The sequence below is a fragment of the Rhizobacter koreensis genome (assembly GCF_013366375.1).
Taxonomy (GTDB): domain Bacteria; phylum Pseudomonadota; class Gammaproteobacteria; order Burkholderiales; family Burkholderiaceae_C; genus Schlegelella_A; species Schlegelella_A koreensis.
The window spans coordinates 165,015-185,107 of sequence record NZ_JABWMJ010000005.1 but is presented as its reverse complement, the minus strand read 5'-3'; the positions used below and the strand labels follow the sequence as shown (position 1 = coordinate 185,107).

The 20,093-nt window shown below is 66.8% G+C and carries 14 protein-coding genes and 1 pseudogene; 10 read left to right on the top strand and 5 right to left on the bottom strand.

Annotated elements, in window-relative coordinates:
• Window positions 1–26: 26 nt before the first annotated feature.
• Window positions 27–388: pseudogene (locus HQN59_RS12355) on the bottom strand (aldo/keto reductase); the annotation flags it as partial.
• A gap of 316 nt (window positions 389–704) precedes the next feature.
• Here HQN59_RS12355 and HQN59_RS12350 point away from each other — a divergent pair.
• From HQN59_RS12350 to HQN59_RS12330, 5 genes are all read left to right on the top strand, one after another.
• On the top strand, window positions 705–2,024 hold the full coding sequence (locus tag HQN59_RS12350) for a GTPase-associated system all-helical protein GASH (protein ID WP_176069403.1): 1,320 nt from the start codon (window positions 705–707) through the stop codon (window positions 2,022–2,024).
• A 172-nt stretch (window positions 2,025–2,196) separates the two neighbouring features.
• Complete coding sequence (locus HQN59_RS12345) at window positions 2,197–2,985, top strand: TRAFAC clade GTPase domain-containing protein (protein WP_176069402.1); 789 nt, start codon at window positions 2,197–2,199, stop codon at window positions 2,983–2,985.
• 3 nt (window positions 2,986–2,988) lie between these two features.
• Entirely contained in the window at window positions 2,989–3,825 is an 837-nt protein-coding gene (locus tag HQN59_RS12340) for a TRAFAC clade GTPase domain-containing protein (RefSeq protein ID WP_176069401.1), read from the top strand.
• Between the two features lies 1 nt (window position 3,826).
• The gene (locus HQN59_RS12335) at window positions 3,827–6,313 is read left to right on the top strand and encodes a GAP1-N1 domain-containing protein (RefSeq protein ID WP_176069400.1); all 2,487 of its coding nucleotides are present in this window, start codon (window positions 3,827–3,829) and stop codon (window positions 6,311–6,313) included.
• Between the two features lie 24 nt (window positions 6,314–6,337).
• The gene (locus HQN59_RS12330) at window positions 6,338–7,441 is read left to right on the top strand and encodes a caspase family protein (protein WP_176069399.1); all 1,104 of its coding nucleotides are present in this window, start codon (window positions 6,338–6,340) and stop codon (window positions 7,439–7,441) included.
• A gap of 192 nt (window positions 7,442–7,633) precedes the next feature.
• Here the strand turns inward: HQN59_RS12330 and HQN59_RS12325 are convergent, their stop codons facing one another.
• Both HQN59_RS12325 and HQN59_RS12320 read right to left on the bottom strand, forming a co-directional pair.
• Entirely contained in the window at window positions 7,634–8,392 is a 759-nt protein-coding gene (locus HQN59_RS12325; RefSeq protein ID WP_176069398.1) for a hypothetical protein, read from the bottom strand.
• A gap of 2 nt (window positions 8,393–8,394) precedes the next feature.
• Window positions 8,395–14,826, bottom strand: a complete 6,432-nt coding sequence (locus HQN59_RS12320; RefSeq protein ID WP_425342720.1) for an excinuclease ABC subunit UvrA — start codon at window positions 14,824–14,826, stop codon at window positions 8,395–8,397.
• A 97-nt stretch (window positions 14,827–14,923) separates the two neighbouring features.
• Between HQN59_RS12320 and HQN59_RS12315 the strand changes: the two genes are divergently transcribed.
• The 3 genes from HQN59_RS12315 to HQN59_RS12305 all read left to right on the top strand — a co-directional run bounded on the left by HQN59_RS12315 (window position 14,924) and on the right by HQN59_RS12305 (window position 16,923).
• Window positions 14,924–15,466 carry an OmpA family protein gene (locus HQN59_RS12315; RefSeq protein ID WP_176069396.1) on the top strand — a complete coding sequence of 181 codons (543 nt, stop codon included), beginning with the start codon at window positions 14,924–14,926 and terminating at the stop codon, window positions 15,464–15,466.
• Window positions 15,467–15,674: 208 nt separating this feature from the next.
• Entirely contained in the window at window positions 15,675–16,184 is a 510-nt protein-coding gene (locus HQN59_RS12310; RefSeq protein ID WP_176069395.1) for a hypothetical protein, read from the top strand.
• Between the two features lie 22 nt (window positions 16,185–16,206).
• The gene (locus HQN59_RS12305; RefSeq protein ID WP_176069394.1) at window positions 16,207–16,923 is read left to right on the top strand and encodes an alpha/beta hydrolase family protein; all 717 of its coding nucleotides are present in this window, start codon (window positions 16,207–16,209) and stop codon (window positions 16,921–16,923) included.
• A gap of 76 nt (window positions 16,924–16,999) precedes the next feature.
• Here HQN59_RS12305 and HQN59_RS12300 read toward each other — a convergent pair whose 3' ends face one another.
• Window positions 17,000–17,851 carry an alpha/beta fold hydrolase gene (locus tag HQN59_RS12300; RefSeq protein WP_176069393.1) on the bottom strand — a complete coding sequence of 284 codons (852 nt, stop codon included), beginning with the start codon at window positions 17,849–17,851 and terminating at the stop codon, window positions 17,000–17,002.
• A 90-nt stretch (window positions 17,852–17,941) separates the two neighbouring features.
• Between HQN59_RS12300 and HQN59_RS12295 the strand changes: the two genes are divergently transcribed.
• Window positions 17,942–18,355 (top strand): SET domain-containing protein, encoded by a 414-nt coding sequence (locus HQN59_RS12295; protein WP_176069392.1) that lies wholly within the window; start codon window positions 17,942–17,944, stop codon window positions 18,353–18,355.
• A 64-nt stretch (window positions 18,356–18,419) separates the two neighbouring features.
• Here the strand turns inward: HQN59_RS12295 and HQN59_RS12290 are convergent, their stop codons facing one another.
• Window positions 18,420–19,004: a PEP-CTERM sorting domain-containing protein gene (locus HQN59_RS12290; RefSeq protein WP_176069391.1), complete on the bottom strand. Its 585-nt coding sequence runs from the start codon at window positions 19,002–19,004 to the stop codon at window positions 18,420–18,422.
• Between the two features lie 270 nt (window positions 19,005–19,274).
• Between HQN59_RS12290 and HQN59_RS12285 the strand changes: the two genes are divergently transcribed.
• Window positions 19,275–19,985: a CAP domain-containing protein gene (locus HQN59_RS12285; protein ID WP_176069390.1), complete on the top strand. Its 711-nt coding sequence runs from the start codon at window positions 19,275–19,277 to the stop codon at window positions 19,983–19,985.
• Window positions 19,986–20,093: the final 108 nt, after the last annotated feature.

Genomic DNA, 20,093 nt, shown 5'->3' with positions numbered 1-20,093 from the left:
ATGTCGAGCTCGCGGACGGTCTCCTAGATCGGCGTGGCGGGGTCGAACCCGTGGATCTGGTACAGGTCGACGCGAGCTAGCTGCAGGCGCTGCAAGTTCGCGCTCAGGCCCGCGAGGATCTGGCTATAGCTGTTGCCGCGCGCGTTGGGGCCGGCGCTCGATGTCGCCGAACACCTTGGTCGCGATCACCAGGTCGTCGCGTGCAATCTCGAGGTTGCGCAGCGCCTGCCCTGTGATCTGCTCGGGGCGGCCGGCGGCATAAACGTCGGCGGTGTCGATGAAAGTTAATGTTGGCTTCGATGGCCGCACCAACCAGCGCGTCAGCCTGGGCCTGCTGCAGCCGACCAATCCTTCCCCAAATGCCCTCGTTGCCGCCGCCGAAGGTCATGGTGCCGAGGCAGAGTTAGAAAACGAAGACGTCGGTGCGGACGAGGGGTTGAGCTTCACGCAGGTCTCGGGCGTGCATGGGAGCGCAATCGTACGGCTGCGGACCGCGTAAGCCGCTCCTCCATCGACGGGTGAATTGCAGTAGGCGGCCTGGGTCGCGAGTGCAGCGGTTCCGGCCCTTCGGCCACCGCGGACGAACGCACGCTGTCGCCCCGTTACCCGCCACTGATCCGCTCGGCTCGAGGCAGGGCGATCGTCCGGTACGAGTGGTCCGGGATTATTCCTTGATAATTAAGACAAAGCTCAGGGAGGCTGCGATGGAGCAAGAGTTTCTGATGAGGTTCCTCGAAATCGGGGCGATCAACCTCAACAGCGATGACACCAAGCTGGAGAAGTTGCGCACGACGGCCAAGGACTTGGCTACTGCACTACGAAAGGCTCCATCCAGGACGGTCAGCTTCACGATGGTGGCCGCTGATCCCTCGGTCCCGCCTTCGGATCCCGTCCTGGAGGAGGCAATGGCGGCGCTTCGCAAGCGTTGGGAGACTGTAGCCAATGCGTTCACGGGACGGCCCGTAAACGTCCTGCGAGCGGTGCTGCTGGATGCACTTGTCCAAGCAGCTCGCGAGGACGACGCCATTGCAGTTGCCTTCGTAAACACCGCGCGCAATGCGCTGGCTCACGCTGAGACAGCCGACGAAGCTCCGATATGGCGCGAGGCTATTAGCGATATCGAGACCAAGGTCGATGCGCGCGCAGAAGCCGAGTGGGCGACGCCGGAGATGATCACCATTGAGCAGCTGCAGTACGAGGCGCCCAACATCACGGCTGAAGAGTATGAACCGCATGTTGTGGACCGAGCCGTACTCAAGGCCAAGATTCACTCGGCAACAGGGCCTGTGGGCGGCGCCAACCCAAATCCCCACCATTTGCAGAATAATTTGCAGGCATGGGCCCAAGAGTTTTCAAGCCGGGTTAGCGATGCCATCGGCGAAGCGATTGACGAGGTCGCGCAGGGGACTGCTCCAGCACCTGTTGATATCTCCACGCCCTTAGCCGATCTTGCGAAGACTGTTAGTGCACATGTGGACAAGGCGCTAGCCAGCTTTAGCGGCGCCACGGCCGGCCTGCAGCGCCGCACCAACCTCCTCTGGTGGAAGGAAGCCTTGTACTCGCCAAGTGCCCACGAAAGCTATCTTGAGATGCCTGCTTTCCAGGCCTCGGCACTAATGGCTCTCGATCTTCATGAACAAGTGCCGACCTTTTCTCCTGCAAGTGTGCCGGCATTCCTGAAGGAGGCCATTCGCTGCTTGCCTGCTGAGCCCGAGAGCGGAGGCAACGGCCGGCGCGACGTCGCAAGTCTGGTTCGCGACGCCAAGACGGCCGCATTCATGCAGCCGTTTCGCACCCTGGCGGCGCAGTACGTGCCTGCGCCAGTTGGGCGTGGTCCGCTGCTCTCCCTAATTGGGCACGGTCAGGATCTCGCAACGATTGAAGTCGCATCCCTGCGCGCCCTAAGCGGGATGGACGCATCAGCGACGATGTCCCCCGCTGAATGGGGAGCATTCTTGTTCCGCGAACTACAGGCTGCACGCGCTACGAGCGTCAACGGCGGCAAGCGAGCCAAGAGGCGATAGGTTGCGCATGTCCAAGTGTCCTCACCAAGACTGTTTCGCTGACGACAACACTACCTGTACGCTTGGCCACCTCAAGCGGGATTTGTGTCCGGAGTGGAAGCGCGTCGAGAGCCCAACAGGTACAGCTCAATCTGTATCGGACGCGATGCTGCTTCCGTGGAGTGGATTGGCGATGGGGGAGTCTGACCTTAACTTCATCAGCGGACGAGTCAAACCCATAACAGTCGGTATCGTGGGGCCGGAGAGCGCCGGTAAGACGACCATCCTAGGCTCGTTCTATCTCCTTCTTGGACGGGGGGCACTGACGACCGAATACAACGTCTTCAGCAACTCCTACACGCTGACAGGTTGGGAAGCCGTCGCGTATTCCATGCGATGGCAGCCAGGTCCACTGCCGCCTCGCTTCCCGCCACACACGCCGAGCGGAAAGGCACGCGCGCCGGGCATGCTCCACCTCGCGTTTCGACGCAGGGATGGGACGCTCCGTGACCTGCTTTTTGCCGATGCGCCGGGAGAGTGGTTCAGGAAGTGGGCGATGAACCAAGAAGCTCCCGACGCAGAGGGAGCTCGCTGGATCGCCCGGCACGCGGACGTAACTCTCCTCATCGCTGACCGGCAAGCACTATCCGGTACGAAAATGGGAATGGCCCGAAATGACTTCCAGCTACTCGCACAGCGCGCTATCGCAGAAGCTCGTGGTCGCCCCTTGGCACTGGTCTGGACCAAGGGAGATGTCGAAGTCCCGCCGGCAATGGAGGCGCAGATCAGAAGAGCGGTCACCTTTGTGACGCCGGCCGTTCCAGAGTTCACAGTCAGCGTGGCTGCGCGTGAGGGCGTGGTTGCCGAGAACGGCTTTCGTGCACTGTTCGACTGGATCGTCACAACCAAGCGTGGCAGCGTAGTGTTGCCCACGACGCAACCATCCGCCCACGATCCCCTATTCCGGTTCAGTAGGAAATAGCCCGTGACCCAGCAACACACCATCCTGCTGGTCGGCGAGTCCAACGTTGGCAAAACACACTACGGTGCCCAGTTCTTGAAGCGGCTCATGGTAAAGGCATGCGCTTTGAAAATGCACGGGGCGCCGACCAACCTGGAAGCATTCACTACTGCACTCGGTTGCCTGACTGAAGGCAGGGCGACCGATCACACTCCAGCTAGCAGCTACGTGGAGAGCGTCTGGCCGATCCAGGACGACTCGGGGCGCCTTGCCGAACTAATCTGGCCGGATTACGGCGGCGAACAAGTCCGGAATCTGGTGACAGAGCGCCGCATTCCAGCGACTTGGCGCGAGCGGGTCCTGCAGGCCACGGATTGGGTTGTTCTCATCCGACTGCACTCGCTGCGGTCTGAAGAGGACCTGTTCTCACGCCCACTGCGGTCCTTCGCAACGGCCGAAAAGCAGGACGAGCCGGCGAAGTTCGAGCCATCGGACCAAGCGCGAACGATCGAGCTCCTTCAGATACTGCTCTATCTGGCGCAGTTCTCCCTGGACAGGCCGCTTCGCAAGCCACGTTTGACCCTCCTGCTCAGTTGCTGGGACGAGCTACAAACGACCGAACTCCCCCCAGACCTGTTGAGGGCTCGTTTGCCCATGTTGTGGTCTTTCGTGCGAAGCAACTGGATCGCGCCGAGCATCCTCGGTCTTTCTGCTCTGGAAAAGCCACTGAGCAAGACCGTGCCCGATGTGGACTACGCAACCCGAGGCCCTGAGGACTTTGGCTACGTGATCCTGCCTAACGGGGAGCGAAGCGCCGACATCACGCTACCAATCAAGCGACTCATGGCAGAAGCCGCCTAAGATGCACGTCGAACAAGCGGTATACGGCGAAATCGAGGGCGGCGGGCACGGCCTCAGAGGCTCGAGCGCAAACTCGGCCGTCGCCGCAAGCGTTGCTGCCCGGCTGGACCTTCCGGACGGAGTGCCTCCAGGGGTACAGGCATGGTCGCCTTTCGTTCGCGGCTTCCCTTGTGACCGCCACTACGTTTTAGCGCGGACATTCCTAGACTCGGGCTCGTCGCGTGGTGGCATGGTGTTGACCCACGCACTCATCGTCAACTTGGATGACATATGTCAAGTCGAAGACCTGACCGTGCTGTTTGAACGATTAGCAGTTTCGACAGATGCCATTCCGGACGAGCTCTCCGCCCTTGACATCGGGATGGCATCAAGTACAGCCGATTTCCCCGAGGACCTGATCGGTGCTGCCAACGCTCTGGCGGAACAGCAGGGACCCGCGATTCGGCTGGGCGTGGCTGGATTCGAAAGCCTTGTGACTGCGCTTTGGCGCAACCTCTGGCCGTCCATGAGGCGAGTCTTCGCCTTCCGACTTAGCTTCGGGCCCAAGGACCTTGATGTCCAGCAGGGGCCAACTATCGTGTGCACGCCTGAACAGCTTCGGGCGCGTTGGACCAAGCACGGCGTCATCAATCGAGATATTAAAACTCCCCAGTCTGTAAGTGCTGCCGTGCTATGCGGCCAGCGGGATGCAAGACCTTATTTGGTCTTGGCCGGGGAGCTTGGCTTCGAGGCCACAACCATTGAGGAGCTGAGCAAACTCGAGAGGCTGCATAGCCTTGTCACGGGCCTGGACGGCTTTGACGATCTACTTAAAGCCGTGCGCTTGATGGACGGCCTGTCCAATCGGACCGACCTTGGCACGGAGCCGAAAGCAAGACTCATCCAGCGTATTGCAGCTCAGGTTCCAATGACCAGCTGCAGGCAGCTGATGCTGATGAGGAACCTGGACCTGCCTAGCTTTCCAAGCGCGAAACCACTTTGGTCGGCTGTCGAGCTTGCGGTGAGCAAGCTCGACTTCGCTAAGGCAGAGGACGCCGACCTGGTCGCGCTGTTAGAGGCGTCTGCCAACAGCGACCTTGCTTGCCCTGCTTGGCGCGGCGCAGTGACAGGTGGCCTGTACGCCGCGGGGCTCCGAAGAGACTCAGGCCTTTGGAAGGCTATCTGGCGATGGGCCGAGTTGAGCCATTCTGCCTTTTCAGCCGCCGTGCGGGTTCTGCAATCTGACGCTGTCACTGAGCAGCTTCTGGCACAGGCGACTCCAAAGAAGCTCCAGGCTACGAATGTTGTTGCGGCTCTCTCACTGTTCCTCAAGAAGGGGTGGCTGGTGGCTCACGGTGCGGCGTTGGCTGCGATGATGTCTCCGCGGGAAGCTGCTGAGCAACAGCTCAAAGTCGACATGCAGCCAGATAGCACTACGGGGCTGAGGTTGGCTCTACAACACGCCACGCCCGATGAAACGCTGAAGGCCACGCTAGATTTGAAGGACCAGCGTTTGGTGGAGATATGCGGTGATCTATCGGTCATGCATCCGGAGATGCTTGCTGGCATCCGCTGCCAAGACCTGACTGAACAGAAGGTGTGGGCTAGCGCTATCGGGAAGAGCAATTCTTTGTGGAGCGCGCCAAGCAAAGCCGTGGAAGCGCGAGACCGCGTCCTGGCTTGCCTCGGAAAAGGAAATGCCGCATTTACCGGTCTAATCGAAGCACTGGCCCGCACGCCGCTCGCCGACTTGACCGCAGCGCCAGGCCGGGCGCGACTTTGGTCGCTTATCCCTGCTTCGCACCGCGACCTGTACTTGCGAGCGACTGCCAGTGGATGGCTGAATACCGTGGTCAACGGCGACGCTCTGAGCGCACCTGAGCCCGAGCTCGCACATGCAGTGTTAGCGAGCTCAGACCTTCAGTTGGTGCTTCAAAAAGCATCAGTGCCGCTAGGGACGCGCTTGGCAATCGTGAGCGCCCTACCCTCATTCGCGGAGGACGCATTCGTCGGCTTTCTGACCAACCTAATGAGGGACGGTCGATCGCTGCCTCATGCTGACGCCGTTCAACTGGGGACGCTCGTAGACAGCCGGCGCTGGGATCGCGCTGTCCAATACCTCTGCGACCGGCTAGCAGACCGGCGCTACGATCTGAAGCCCGCTCTGCAGCAATGCGCGAGCTCCCTGAGCTTCTACCAACAGTGGAGGCTTGGGATCTCGAAGCCGAGCATTGAGGACAAGTGGCGGGCCTTTGAAGAGGTCGCGTGTGAGTTGTATCCCTCTGGCCCTGACCACGAACAGCTCTGGTCCCGTGCAGGAGGCAAGAACTCAGACCTTCCCGGAAGGTTGCAGAACGGCACAGCGCGATGGCACTCCGCGCTCAGGTCTCTTCGTTATGGTGGCCACCCGGGTGCACGCGACCTACTGAGCGTGATGTGCAGCGACTTCGGCGCGAACGAAAGGCTGCGCCTCCTAGCGAGCGACGCCGACATCGTCGGATGGCGCTAACGATCAACGACAACCTCCTGCCCTATGAATCAAACTGGCTATCCAAAGGGCCACGCACTGCTCATTGGCGTGGCGAACTACCAGCGAGTCGCGGACTTGCCTACTGCGATCTTGAACGATGCGCAAGACGTTGCTGCGACGCTGACGTCTCCGAACTACTGTGGCTATGAACCCGCAAATGTAGTCACGTTGCTGGACGGCCAAGCGACGCGGGCAGCGGTCCTCAACGCGTTAGCTGAGCTATCTGCTCGCGCTGGCACAGATGATACGGCTTTCGTGTTCTTCTCTGGCCACGGGGCAGTCGTTGGCAGTCCTGGCGATGAAGACAGCGTCTTGGTGACCGTAGACACCGACCTAGCCGATATACAGGGAACGTCCATTAGCTCTGACGAATTCGCCCGAGCACTGTCTCAGATCAAGGCCGAGCGCGTTCTTGTCTTCATCGATGCCTGCCACGCCGGCGGCGCTTCCGTGTCGAAGACATTGACGGATGGCAAGGGCCACGAATTCAAGTCCGGCTACTCGTCCAACACGTTCGTCAAGCTGGCTTCTGGTAGAGGCCGCGCACTGATGGCGTCATGCCGCGCCGACGAGGTTTCTGCTGTGTTCTCGGGGGCTCGAAACAGCGTGTTTACCACCGCACTTCTGGCGGGTCTTAAGGGCGCCGCAGACATGTCGAGCAGTGGATTCATCAAGCTCTTCGACCTGTTTAACTACGTTGCTGAAGAAGTTCCGAAGCAGATTCCTGACAACCAGCACCCTATCTTCAAAGCTGAGAACCTTGAAGTGAATTTCGCGGTCGCCTTGAGCTGCGGGGGCAAGAAGTCAGCTTTGCCCGGAAGCTCGACCGGGGTGTTTGTGGCAACTCAAGACCCATGGGTAGCACTTGAGTTAGCACTCGTTGAGCTATACCCACTTGGTCCGCGGGACCAGGAGATTTGGAGCCGAGCCGGCGGCGACCTGTCTCGACTGGAGTTTCAGTCAACTGGTCAGGCCGCTTGGCATTCCGCACTTCGGAAACTCGCGCAAGGGGGCGGTGGACGCTTCGTTACTTTTGCAGCGCTTCTCAGAACCGCGCTTGAGGACTTTTCCAACCATCCAGCGCTGACCGCGATTCAGGCGCCCTAGAGGGCTTGGGCGCACACACGGTAACCGCCGCTACGACAGCCTTCCGGCTGGCCGGTGCTAATCAAAGCAGCCACATGGAGTAGCGGCCGCGAATGACTCCTCTCATTCTCTAGCAGACACTCACCAAGATAGTTCGTGGGATCGTTTGCCGCATGTGAGAAGGGTTTCGGCACACAGTAGTCCAGCGCAACGTCAGCGGATTCTTACGAAACTTGTTCCCTGTCGCGGTACAACGCGTACGCCGGATGTGCCTACGTCGTAGAACGCGATGTACTCCTGCGAGCCATCGATAAGCAGGCCACGAGCGACGAGTTCAGTTCCTCGCCTGAGCTCGAAGCAACCCGTCGGCGTGGCCGCCTGACATCCCTTCGCAAACTGCTCTCGCTGCTTGGCGGCTTGGGCTTTTCCGCTGTTTTCGGCGAGCACCACAGGCTGTGCCAGAAAGTAGCTGATTAACCACATGGCAAGCGGCACGGCAATCGTTATGCCCAGGACCACAACGAATCTCGCGCTAAGAAGCTGGGCCCAACGAGGCAGCCTCTCAAGCCATGCCGGCGCTGCTTCCATGGCATCGATCCGGCGTGAGGCCTCGCCGAAAGCAGTCCAGTACAAGGTCACAGCTGCTGCGAACGCTACGAGGATCAAAAGGTTCGGGAGGATCGATATCTTCAGACCCGACACAAGCAAGACCTCGTAACCATCAATAAGTACACGGTCAAGTGGTCTTGGAAAGAGTGCGGCCTCAACCCCCCATTCCCTGAGATAGGCGCTATGAGTTGCCACACCAACCAGATGCAGAAGGAGACCCAGTAGCACGACCATCCCGCCCACGATCTTCAACAGGTCGAGCGGCGAAAACTTGATTTGGAAGTGGCTTGGCTTGTCCGGACTCCGCGTGCGCCCCTCAGCAGCCGTTGGAGACGATTGGTTAAGCATCGGCTCGTGCTCCACGATCAACCGGCCTTCGCTCTGACGAGGTGATCCGATCCGCGCCCCAACACAGGCGCCAGGGCGGCCCCCGTGTGACTTTCGTCCCGCATTACTAAGGCCTCCGGCACCGCCTCCGCCACCACGCTGCCTCCATTCACGCCCCCCTCCGGCCCCAGATCGATCACCCAGTCCGCCTCGGCAATCACATCCAGGTCGTGCTCGATCACGACAACGCTGTGCCCGCCATCGACCAGCCGATGCAGCACCCGGATCAGCCGCTCCACGTCCGCCATATGCAAGCCCACGGTCGGCTCATCGAGCACATACAGCGTATGCGGCGCCTTCTGCCCGCGCCGGCCGATCTCGTCGCGCACCTTGGTCAGCTCGGTCACCAGCTTCATCCGCTGCGCCTCGCCGCCCGACAACGTGGGTGACGGCTGCCCGATCGTGAGATAGCCGAGCCCCACGTCCTTCAGCAGCTGCAGCGGATGCTGGATCTTCGGCATCGACGCGAAGAACTCGACCGCCTCGTCGACCTCCATCGTCAGCACGTCGCCGATGCTCTTGCCGCGCCAGCTCACCGCCAGCGTCTCGGCGTTGAAGCGGGCGCCGTGGCACACGTCGCAGGGCACCTTCACGTCGGGCAGGAAGCTCATCTCGATGGTGCGAACGCCCTGGCCTTCGCAGGCCGGGCAGCGGCCGTCGCCGGTGTTGAAGCTGAAGCGCGCGGGCGTGTAGCCGCGGGCGCGGGCTTCAAGCGTCTCTGCGAACAGCTTGCGGATGGTGTCCCAGAAGCCGATGTAGGTGGCGGGGCACGAGCGCGGCGTCTTGCCGATCGGCGTCTGGTCGACCTCGAGCACGCGGTCGATGTAGGCCCAGCCGTCGATCTTGTCGCAGCCGCTCCACTTGGGCGCGGCGCCGCGCGTGTTGATGAACTGCAGGTTGGCGAGCAGCACGTCGCGCGCGAGCGTGCTCTTGCCGGAGCCGCTGACGCCCGTGATTGCAACCAGGCGCTTGAGCGGGATGTCGACCGTCACCTGTTGCAGGTTGTGCAGCGTCGCGTCGCGCACGGTCAGCCACGCGTTGCTCGCGCTCTCGCGGCGGTCGGCGTCCGCCGGCGGCGTGCCGACCTCGCGGCGCGGCTGCAACGGGTGGACCAATGGCTGCGCGAGGAAGCGGCCGGTCACCGAATCAGGGTTCGACGCCAGCTCGGTCACGGTGCCCTCGGCGACCAGCCGGCCGCCGCGCTTGCCGGCGCCGGGGCCGATGTCGATCAGGTGGTCGGCGCGGCGGATGGTGTCCTCGTCGTGCTCCACCACCACCAGCGTGTTGCCCTTGTCGGCCAGCGTGTGCAGCGCGTTCAGCAGGATCTGGTTGTCGCGCGGGTGCAGGCCGATGGTCGGCTCGTCGAGCACGTAGCACACGCCCTGCAGGTTGCTGCCGAGCTGCGCCGCCAGGCGGATGCGCTGCGCCTCGCCGCCCGAGAGGGTTGGCGCCGCGCGGTCGAGCGTGAGGTAGCCGAGGCCGACCTGCTCCAGGAATTCGAGGCGGCTGCGGATCTCGCTGATCACGTCGCGCGCGATCTCGGCGTCGCGGGCGTTGAGGCGGTTGCCGGCCTGCAGGTCCTCGATCCACTCGCGCGCGTCGGTGATCGACCACTGCGCGATCCAGGCGATCGAGTGCTCGTCGAACGTGACGCGGCGCGACACTTCGTTGAGGCGGGTGCCGCTGCACTCGGGGCAGGGCTCGTCGACCACGCCCTCGACCTCGGGCTCCTCGCTCGGGAAGGTCTGCTCGCGGCCCTGCTCGTCGTCGTCGCGGATCGAGTCGTCGTAGGCCTTGCGCTGCTCGCGCGTGAGCGCGAGGCCGGTGCCCACGCAGGTGCTGCACCAGCCGTGCTTGCTGTTGTAGCTGAACATGCGCGGGTCGAGCTCGGGGTAGCTCATGCCGCAGGTCGGGCACGCGCGCTTGGTCGAGAACACCTTCACCTGGCCGACCTTGCGGGTCGGCGTGCCGGCGATCAGCGCGCCGTGCAGGCCGTTGAGCGGGCTGAGCAGGTGCAGCACGCCCTTGCCGAGGTCGAGCGCGGTGGCGAGCAGCTCGCGCAGCTCGGCCTCGTTGTCGCGGCCGACCACGAGGTCGCCGACCGGCAGCTCGAGCGTGTGCTCCTTGAAGCGGTCGAGGCGCGGCCACGGGTCGACCTTGGTGAACTCGCCGTCGACGCGCAGGTGCGTGTGGCCTCTTCCCTTGGCCCACTTGGCGAGGTCGGTGTAGACGCCCTTGCGCGCCACCACCAGCGGCGCGAGCAGGCCGACGTGCTCGCCGGCGTGGTCGCGCAGGATCTGCGCGGCGATGCTCTCGACGCTCTGCGGCCGCACCGGCGTGCCGTCGTTGATGCAGTGCTGCACGCCGAGCTTCACGTAAAGCAGGCGCAGGAAGTGCCACACCTCGGTCGTCGTCGCCACCGTGCTCTTGCGGCCGCCGCGCGACAGGCGCTGCTCGATCGCGACGGTCGGCGGGATGCCGTAGACCGCGTCGACCTCGGGCCGCCCGGCCGGCTGCACGATGCTGCGCGCGTACGCGTTCAGCGATTCGAGGTAGCGCCGCTGGCCCTCGTTGAACAGGATGTCGAACGCGAGCGTCGACTTGCCGGAGCCCGACACGCCGGTGATCACGCTGAACTTGTTGCGCGGTATCGAGACGGAAAGACCGGAGGTCTTGCGGTCGACAGAAGCCCGCTCGGCGTGGCTGACCGCACCGAAGACGGGACTGGATGCAGCCGCGGGGGCTGCGCTCGTCGACTCCAATGCCGCCGCATCGAGCGCGACAGTGGTCGTGCGCTCGTCATCAGATTGAGCGAAGGCAGTCACGCGCGCGGTCGCGCTCGCTCCAGCGACGAGCGCCGCAGCGCCCGCGTTCGCCGCAGCCGCCGCAAGGCCAGCCAAGCCCGCCCCGCCTCCATCGACCGCCGGCAACGGCCCCTTCAGGTTGTGCTCGCGCGCATTCACGATGCGGATGAACTCGCCCTGCTCGGCTCGCCGCTTGTCGCGCGCCGCCTTCAGCACCGTCTGCAGCAGCGCGCCCTCTTCCTCGACCGCATGGCCGTCGAGGCCGAGCGCGCGCTCGTACGCCGCGAGCGCCTTGCCGGTGTGCGACGTCGGGTGGCGGCGCAGCGACTCGGGCGTGCCGGTCGCAACCAGTTGCCCGCCGCCCTCGCCGCCCTCCGGGCCGAGGTCGATCACCCAGTCCGACGAGCGGATCACGTCGAGGTTGTGCTCGATCACGATCAGCGAGTGGCCGGCGTCGAGCAGCTTGCGGAACGACCGCATCAGCTTGGCGATGTCGTCGAAATGCAGGCCGGTGGTCGGCTCGTCGAACATGAACAGCGTGCCCTTGCGGGCGACCGGCTGGCGGCTCGCGGTCGCGCTCTGCGCCGACTCGGCCAGGAAGCCGGCGAGCTTGAGGCGCTGCGCCTCGCCGCCCGAGAGCGTCGGCACCGGCTGGCCGAGCTTCACGTACTCGAGGCCGACGTCGACGATCGGCTGCAGCAGGCGGACCACGTTGCGGTCGTCGCGGAAGCGCTGCACCGCCTCGGCGACGGTGAGGTCGAGCACGTCGGCGATGCTGAGCTGGTCGCGCGGCGCCGGCGGCGCGTCGACGACGTGCGGGGCGGCGTCGAGCGAGAGGTCGCCTTCGACGAGCGGGCGCTCGGTCGAGCCGTCCGACGGCTGCGCTGCAGCCGAGCCGAGTGCGCCACGCCGCGCCGCGCCGCCGGCGACGCCGCCGCGCTGCGCCGCGAGCGTCGCCGCGCCGACCTCCCCCGGCAGCCGCCGCTCGATCTTCACGTCCAGGATCTCGGCGCGGAAGCGTCGACCGTCGCAGTCGGGGCAGCGCAGGTACACGTCCGACAGGAACTGCATCTCGACGTGCTCGAAGCCCGAGCCGCCGCAGGTCGGGCAGCGCCCGTTGCCGGCGTTGAAGCTGAACATGCCGGCGCCGTAGCCGCGCTGCACCGCCAGCGGCTCGGCCGCGAACAGCTTCCGGATCTCGTCGAACGCGCCGACGTAGCTGCCGGGGTTCGAGCGCGCGGTCTTGCCGATCGGGCTCTGGTCGACGAACACCGCGTCGGCGATCCAGTCGGCGCCGTGCAGCGCGTCGTGCGCGCCCGGCGCGTCGGTGGGCTTCCCGAAGTGGCGCTGCAGCGCAGGGAACAGCACGTCCTGCATCAGCGTGCTCTTGCCCGAGCCCGAGACGCCGGTCACGCACACCAGGTGCAGCAGCGGGAACTCGACGGTCACGCCCTTGAGGTTGTGGTCGCGCGCGTTCTCGACGATGAGCTTGGGCGTCGAGTCGCCGACCAGCCGCTTGATGCCCATGCCGATCTGCTTGCGCGCGCCGAGGTAGGCGCCGGTCAGCGTGTCGGCCTTGCGGATCGCGTGCGGCGTGCCGTCGAACACGATCTGCCCGCCGCGCTCGCCGGGGCCCGGGCCCATGTCGATCAGCCGATCGGCGGCCAGCATCACCGCGGGGTCGTGCTCGACCACCACCAGCGTGTTGCCGGCGTCGCGCAGGCGCTGCATGGCCTCGACGATGCGGTTCATGTCGCGCGGGTGCAGCCCGATCGACGGCTCGTCGAGCACGAACAGCGTGTTGACCAGCGAGGTGCCGAGCGCGGTCGTGAGGTTGATGCGCTGCACCTCGCCGCCCGACAGGGTCCGGCTCTGCCGGTCGAGCGTGAGGTAGCCGATGCCCACGTCGCACAGGTACTTGAGCCGGTTGCGGATCTCGTCGAGCAGGAGCTTCAGCGCGTCGTCGAGCAGCGTGCTCGGCAGGCTGAGGCCGTCGAAGAAGCGCCGCACCCGGTCGATCGGCAACAGCATCAGGTCGTGCACGGTGAGACCCGGCAGCGCCTCGAGCTGCTCGCGGGTCCAGTCGACGCCGCGCGGCAGGAAGCGCTGCGACGGCTCGAGCACGCGGTCGGCGTCTTCGCTGCTGCCCAGGCGCCAGAGCAGCGCCTCGGTCTTCAGGCGCGCGCCCGCGCAGGCGGGGCACGGGGTGTAGCTGCGGTACTTCGACAGCAGCACGCGGATGTGCATCTTGTACGCCTTCGACTCGAGGTACTCGAAGAAGCGCGCGATGCCGTACCACTGCTTGTTCCAGTTGCCGTTCCAGTTCGGCGAGCCGTTGATCACCCAGTCGCGCTGCGCGTCGGTGAGCTGCGCCCACGCGGTGTCGCGCGGGATGCCGGCGTCGCCGGCGTACTTGAGCAGGTCGTCCTGGCACTCCTGCCAGGCGGGGGTCTGGATCGTCTTGATGACGCCGTTGCGCAGCGTCTTCCTCGGGTCGGGGATGACGAGCCCGTAGTCGACGCCGATCACGCGGCCGAAGCCGCGGCACACGTCGCACGCGCCGTACGCCGAGTTGAACGAGAACAGCGCCGGCTGCGGCTCGGCGTAGCGCAGGTCGCTGTCGGGGCAGTGCAGGCCGGTGGAGAAGCGCCAGAGGATGGGCTCGTTCGCCGCGGCTGCGGGTGCCGCGTTCGCGCTGGCCGACGGTTCGGAGCCGGGCGCGAGCAACGCCTCGGCGCTCGCCTGCTGCTGCAAGTGCGGCTCGCGGGCCACGTCGGGCGTCACGTAGACGTTGACGCGGCCGCTGCCGCGCTTGAGCGCGGTCTCGATCGCCTCGATCGCGCGCACCTTCTCGACGCGCTGGATGCGGAAGCGGTCGGCGACGACGTCGAGGATGCGGTTCGGCGTTGCCGGCGCGGCGTCGGCCTTCGCCTTCGCGGCCTTCCTGGCCGCCGCCTTCGCGTCGCCCGCCTTGGTGGCCTTCGGGTCGGCGGCGTCGCGCTGCGGCAGCGTGCCCATGCGCTCGGCGTGCACCCGCGTGAAGCCGCTCGCCGCCAGCCACTGCTCGACGTCGAGCGCGCTCGCGTCCGCCGGCAGCTCGACCGGGAACGTGACCGTCAGGCGCGGGTCGTCCTCGGCGGTGCGCGCCACCAGCTCGGCGTAGATCGTCTCCGGCGAGTCGTAGCGCACCCGCTTGGCGTTCTGCTTGTCGAACAGCTCGGCGGCGCGCGCGAACAGCAGCTTCAGGTGGTCGTTCAGCTCGGTCATCGTGCCGACGGTGCTGCGCGAGCTGCGCACCGGATTGGTCTGGTCGATCGCGATCGCCGGCGGCACGCCGTCGACCTTGTCGACCGCCGGGCGGTCCATGCGGTCGAGGAACTGACGCGCGTAGGCGCTGAACGTCTCGACGTAGCGCCGCTGGCCCTCGGCGTAGAGCGTGTCGAAAACCAGGCTCGACTTGCCCGAACCGCTCGGCCCGGTGACGACGGTCATCTCGCCGGTGCGGATGTCGACGTCCAGGTTCTTGAGGTTGTGCTGGCGCGCACCACGGATGCGGATCAGGCCGGAGGACATGAGAGATGCTCTCGTCGCGAAGAGGCGGAGCATTCTAGGGAGGGGGTCGGCGCCGGCGCCGGGCCTGCCCGCGGCGCGGGTTTGTCGCGCCGCAGCAATCGAAAACGGCGATCTGATGTAATCGCGCCCCATGCGCCTGACCCGATTCGCCCTGCCGGCCGCGGCCCTCGCGCTGCTCGCCGCCTGCCAGACGACGCCGGCGCCGCGCGCCGCGGAGCCGCCGCCGGCGCAGCCCGACACCTTGCTCGCGGTGCCGCCGCCGGCGGTGGAAGCGCCGCGCGCGCCGGTGGAGTCGGCGCTCGCGATCGAGCAGCGCCGGCTCGCCGACCTGTTCCGCGGCACGCCGGTGGTGTTCCAGATGCAGCCCGACGGCGCGCTGCGCATCGACGTGCCGCTGCGCCACTCGTTCGCGACCGGCAGCGCGGTGGTGCGGCCAGCCCTCGGCGCCGTGCTCGATCGCGTCGCGGCGAGCCAGCGCGACCGCGCGTCGACGCTCACCGTGACCGCGCCGCGCGACGAGGCCGACAAGACGCCACGCCTCGCCAGCTCGCGGACGGTCAGCATCCGCAGCTACCTGGTGGGACGCGGCCTGACGATCCCGCGCGTCATCGCCAAGCCGGACCCGCTGGTGAACACGGTGACGCTCGTGGTGCGCGACCCCGCGCCGCTCTAGGCCGACGGTCCGACCGACGAGGCTCGACCCGCATCCAATTCCGCGCCGACGCGTCGAACCCGGACGACCGCGCACGCCGCCTGCCTGCACGCCGTGGCAGCCGCCCTGCCTGCGCGTGGGGCGAAGCAATTCGAGCTCGCCACCTGCCTTCGACCTCTCCAGCCCTTCACCCGAAACCCACCGACCCCGCCGCTAGACTGCACCCCCGATGAACGCTGCCACCGACGCTCCCCTCTCCCCGCCCCGCCGCCCGTCGCCCGCTCGCCACGTGCTGCGCGTCTTCGCCGGCGTCGTGATCGCCTTCGTGCTGTATTGCGCGCAGCTGCTGCTGCAGGGCCAGGCCGGCCGCTTCGTCGAGGCCGAGTGGGCGCAGAAGCCCGACCTGCTGCCGCTCGCGCAGGTGGTCGCGCTGCTCGACCTCAAGTCGCTGGTGCTGGTCGCGCTGCCGGTCATGCTGCTCGGCTTCCTGGCCGGCTGGGCCGCCGCCAAGGCGTTCGGGGCGAGCAAGGCGCTCGGCCGCACGCTCGCGGTGAGCTGGCTGCTGGTGAGCCTGGTGTGCTGGGTCACGCTGTTCCTCACGCTGAGCGGCAACGACCCGACCAAGTGGTCGCCGGCGATCCTGTCGCAGCCGGCGTTCTGGTACCCGCTGATCGGCACCGCGGTCGCGCTGTACCTCGGCTCGGCGATGCGCAGCGCGGCCGACCGGCCGGCGGCGTAAGCAAGCGGCCGGGGCGGCGCGCATGATCGAGCCCGCCGCGGACCCCTCACGCGCGCCGCGCCCGGCGCACTTCGAGCCGGTCAGGATCGCGGTCGACGCCGAGCGCAGCGTCTCGGCGCTGCTGCAGGTGCCGCCCGAGGCGCGCAGCTGCTTCGTGTTCGCGCACGGCGCCGGCGCCGGCATGACGCACCCGTTCATTGCCGCCGTCGCCGACGGCCTCACCGACCGCGGCATCGCGACGCTGCGCTACCAGTTCCCCTACCTCGAACGCGGCTCGAAACGCGTCGACCCGCCGGCGGTCGCGCACGCGACGGTGCGCGCGGCGGTCGCCGAGGCGGCGCGCCGGCTGCCCGGCCTGGCGCTGGTCGCCGGCGGCAAGTCGTTCGGCGGCCGCATGACGTCGCAGGCGCAGGCGCTCGAGCCGCTGCCCGGCGTCTCGGGCATCGCGTTCCTCGGCTTTCCGCTGCACCCGGCCGGCAAGCCCGGCGACGAGCGCGCGGCGCACCTGGCGCAGGTCACCCTGCCGATGCTGTTCCTGCAGGGCACGCGCGACGAGCTCGCCGACGTCGAGCTCACCAGGCGCGTGATCGTCGCGCTCGGCTCGCGCGCCACGGTGGCGTGGTTCGACGACGCCGACCACTCGTTCCACGTGCCGGCGAAGAGCGGCCGTACGGACGCCGACGTGCGCGCGGCGCTGCTCGACACGCTGGCCGGCTGGATCGGGGACGTGACCGGCTGAGGTGCGAAGGGGCTCGCGCCTGGCGAGCCAGCGTACTGCGCCGCGTCACACCGAGGCCCGCGCGGCCGCCCGACATCTACATCGCTCGGCCCGCCCGCGCGAACAGCCGCTCGATGAGCGCGAACTCCTCGGGCGAGTTCAGCGTCGGCGCATGACCGCAGCCGGCGATCTCGACCGCCTCGGCGCGTGGCCCGCGCACCGTCATCTGCTCGACCGTCTCGGGCAGCAGCAGGTCCGACTCGGCGCCGCGCAGTACCAGCGTCGGCAGGTCGAGCGAGTCCCACGCGTCCCACAGCCGGTAGTCGTCGGGGTGGTGGGTGAACTGCATGACCATGTTCGGGTCGTAGTGGGGCGTCACCCGGCCGTCGGGCAGGCGCCGCGTCGAGGTTTCGGCGAGGCGCCGCCACTGCGCGTCGTTCATCGGCCCGTACGGCTTGTAGACGGTGCGGAAGTACGTCTCGAGCTCGCTCACGGTCGCGAACGCGGGCGGGTTGCCGGCGTAGCTGCGGATGCGCTCGACGGCAGCGTCGGCGATCTGCGGCCCGATGTCGTTCAGCAGCAGGCTGCGGATGCGGCCGCGCAGCGGCCCGGCCGCGGCGGCGATGCCGATCGCGCCGCCCATCGAGGTGCCGATCCAGTGCACGCGCCCGAAGCCGAGCTGGTCGACCAGCGATGCGGCGAGGCGCGCGTAGAACGCGAGGCAGTACTCGCTCTCGGGCTCGGGGCTCCACTGGCTGAGGCCGCGGCCGATGGTGTCGGGGCAGATCACGCGGAAGCGCGCCGACAGGTGCTCGGCGACGTCGTCCATGTCGCGCCCGGTGCGGGCCAGGCCGTGCCACGCGATCACCGGCTCGGCCGCGGGGTCGCCCCACGCCATGTAGTGGACTTCGCGGCCTTCGCAGGCGAGGTAGTGGGAGGTCGGTTGCATCGGGCGTTTGTACCCGAGCGGCCGGCGGCGTCCGCCCCGCGCGATCCCGCACGCCGGCGCCGCCTGGAGGGCGCGACATAGACTCGCCCGATGCGACCCGCGTACCAGAAGTTCGACGTCCGCGTCGATGCGAGCCCGATCGACGGCAACGGTGCGTTCGCCGCCGAGCCGATCCCGCGCCGGCGCAAGATCGGCGAGATTCGCGGCGAGTCGATCAGCGTCGAGGAGGCGCGCATCCGTGCGACGCGCCACGAGCGGATCATGATCGTCGAGCTCTCGGACAAGCGGGCGATCGACTTTCGCATGTCGAGCGACCCCATGCGCTTCGTCAACCACTCGTGCGCGCCGAACGCGCGCCTCTACATCGGCCAGGGCCGGGTCGAGTTCTACGCGCTGCGCGACATCGAGGTCGGCGAAGAGATCACCGTGAACTACGGCGAGACGCACCACGAGGGCAAGCTCGCCTGCCGCTGTGGCGCGCCCGGCTGCGTCGGGCGGCTGTAGGTCAGCCCCCCCACCCGCGCGAACGCAGCCGATGCGACCTGTTCGGCTGCAGCGCGCCCGGCGTTCAGCCCGGCTTGCCGGCACGGCGCCGCCGCGCGACCGCTGCCGCGGCGACGCCGACCGCCCCGAGCAGCGCGAGCGTCGAAGGCTCCGGGACCGCCGCCGGTGCCGACAACAGGCTGTAGCTCGCGCTGTACGAGCCGGCCGGGTTGAAGGTCGCGATGTTGATCGTGAGCACGTTGCCCGCGAAGCTCGCGGTCGCTCCGCCGTTCAGGAAGTTGTCCGAGAGCTCGAGGACGCCGGTGACCAGGCCGGGCGCGAACGTGAAGCGCAGGAGCGTCGACGCAGTTCCGCCCCCGGACACGTCGGTATAGGTCAACGTGTTGTCGGTGAAGTTCGCGGTATCCGTGTTGAGCCCGTCGGCGAAGCAGAACTCGGCGCCCGGATTGACCACCGTGACGGTCGTGGACCCGGTTCCCGAGTTCTGGCAACCCCCTGGCACGAAGCCGTTCGACGAGTTGAAGTAGTTGGTGCTTCCGCCGTTGAAGCTGATGAAGCCCTCAACCGGTGTACCGAGAATGCCGGCCGAAGCGAGCGGGCTTGCGGCCGCGAATGCGACGGCGGCGAGTGTCGAAAAGAGGCGGGTCATGATAATTCCCTTGTTATTGGACAACGAGGGAATTGCAAGCCCCGGACCAACCGCGCAAGCCGTTGATTCACAACACGTTTCCTTTCCATGAATACCCGCCTTGTAAACGTATTCGACAGGTTTCTCGACGCCTGCTCCGCGGTTCGTGAAATATCACCTGGCAGGTTTCGTGCGGTATTCACGCGCGGTATCGGGCGACGCGCCGGGCGCGCCGTGCACAGCGGTTGCGCACGCGCCCGCTCTGCCGCGGTCGCGCCGTGCGGCACGCCGATGGCGGCGTTCCAGGGCGTCGCGATCGCGCTGTGGGTCGCGGGAAGCGGCCTGGCTGCCGCCCAGGCACGCCCCGACCTCGGCGCGGCCGCGCGCCTGATGGTCGAACAAAGCAATGCGTTCCGGCGCGCCGAAGGACTCGAGCCGTTGCGGGCCGACGCCACGCTCGCCGCCGCCGCGCAGGGCTTCGCCGACTACATGGCGAAGACCGACCGCTACGCGCACGACGCCGACGGCCGTACGCCTGCCCAGCGCATCGGCTCGCGTGGTTACGCGTTCTGCGCGGTCGCCGAGAACATCGGCTTCGCGCTGAACACGGCCGGTTTCGCGACCGCCGAGCTCGCGACGACGTTCGTCGAGGGCTGGAAGAACTCGCCGCCGCACCGTCGCAACCTGCTGAGCACCGACGTCGCCGAGATCGGCGTCGGCGTGGCGCAGAGCGCGCGCTCGAAGCGCTTCTACGGCGTGCAGGTGTTCGCGCGGCCCGAGGCCGAGCAGATCCGCTTCACGGTGACCAACCAGAGCGGCCGCGAGGTCGGCTATCGACTCGGCGAGCAGACGTACCGCCTGGCGCCCCGCGTGACGCGCACCCACACGATCTGCACGCCCGAGCCGCTGGCGCTCGCCGGCTCGGCGCCGGTCACGCCGGCGGCCGGCGCGCGCTTCACGGTCGACGGCGCCGGCGGCGCGTTGCAGCTCCGGCGCGAATAAGGCGCGGCGGCCCGGCTGGCAAAGCTACGTCGACGCGCAGGTCGCGGTTAGCCCGCGTTGCGCACCATGGCGGGGCGTGCATCATCGACGGCCTGTTCCTGCACCGCG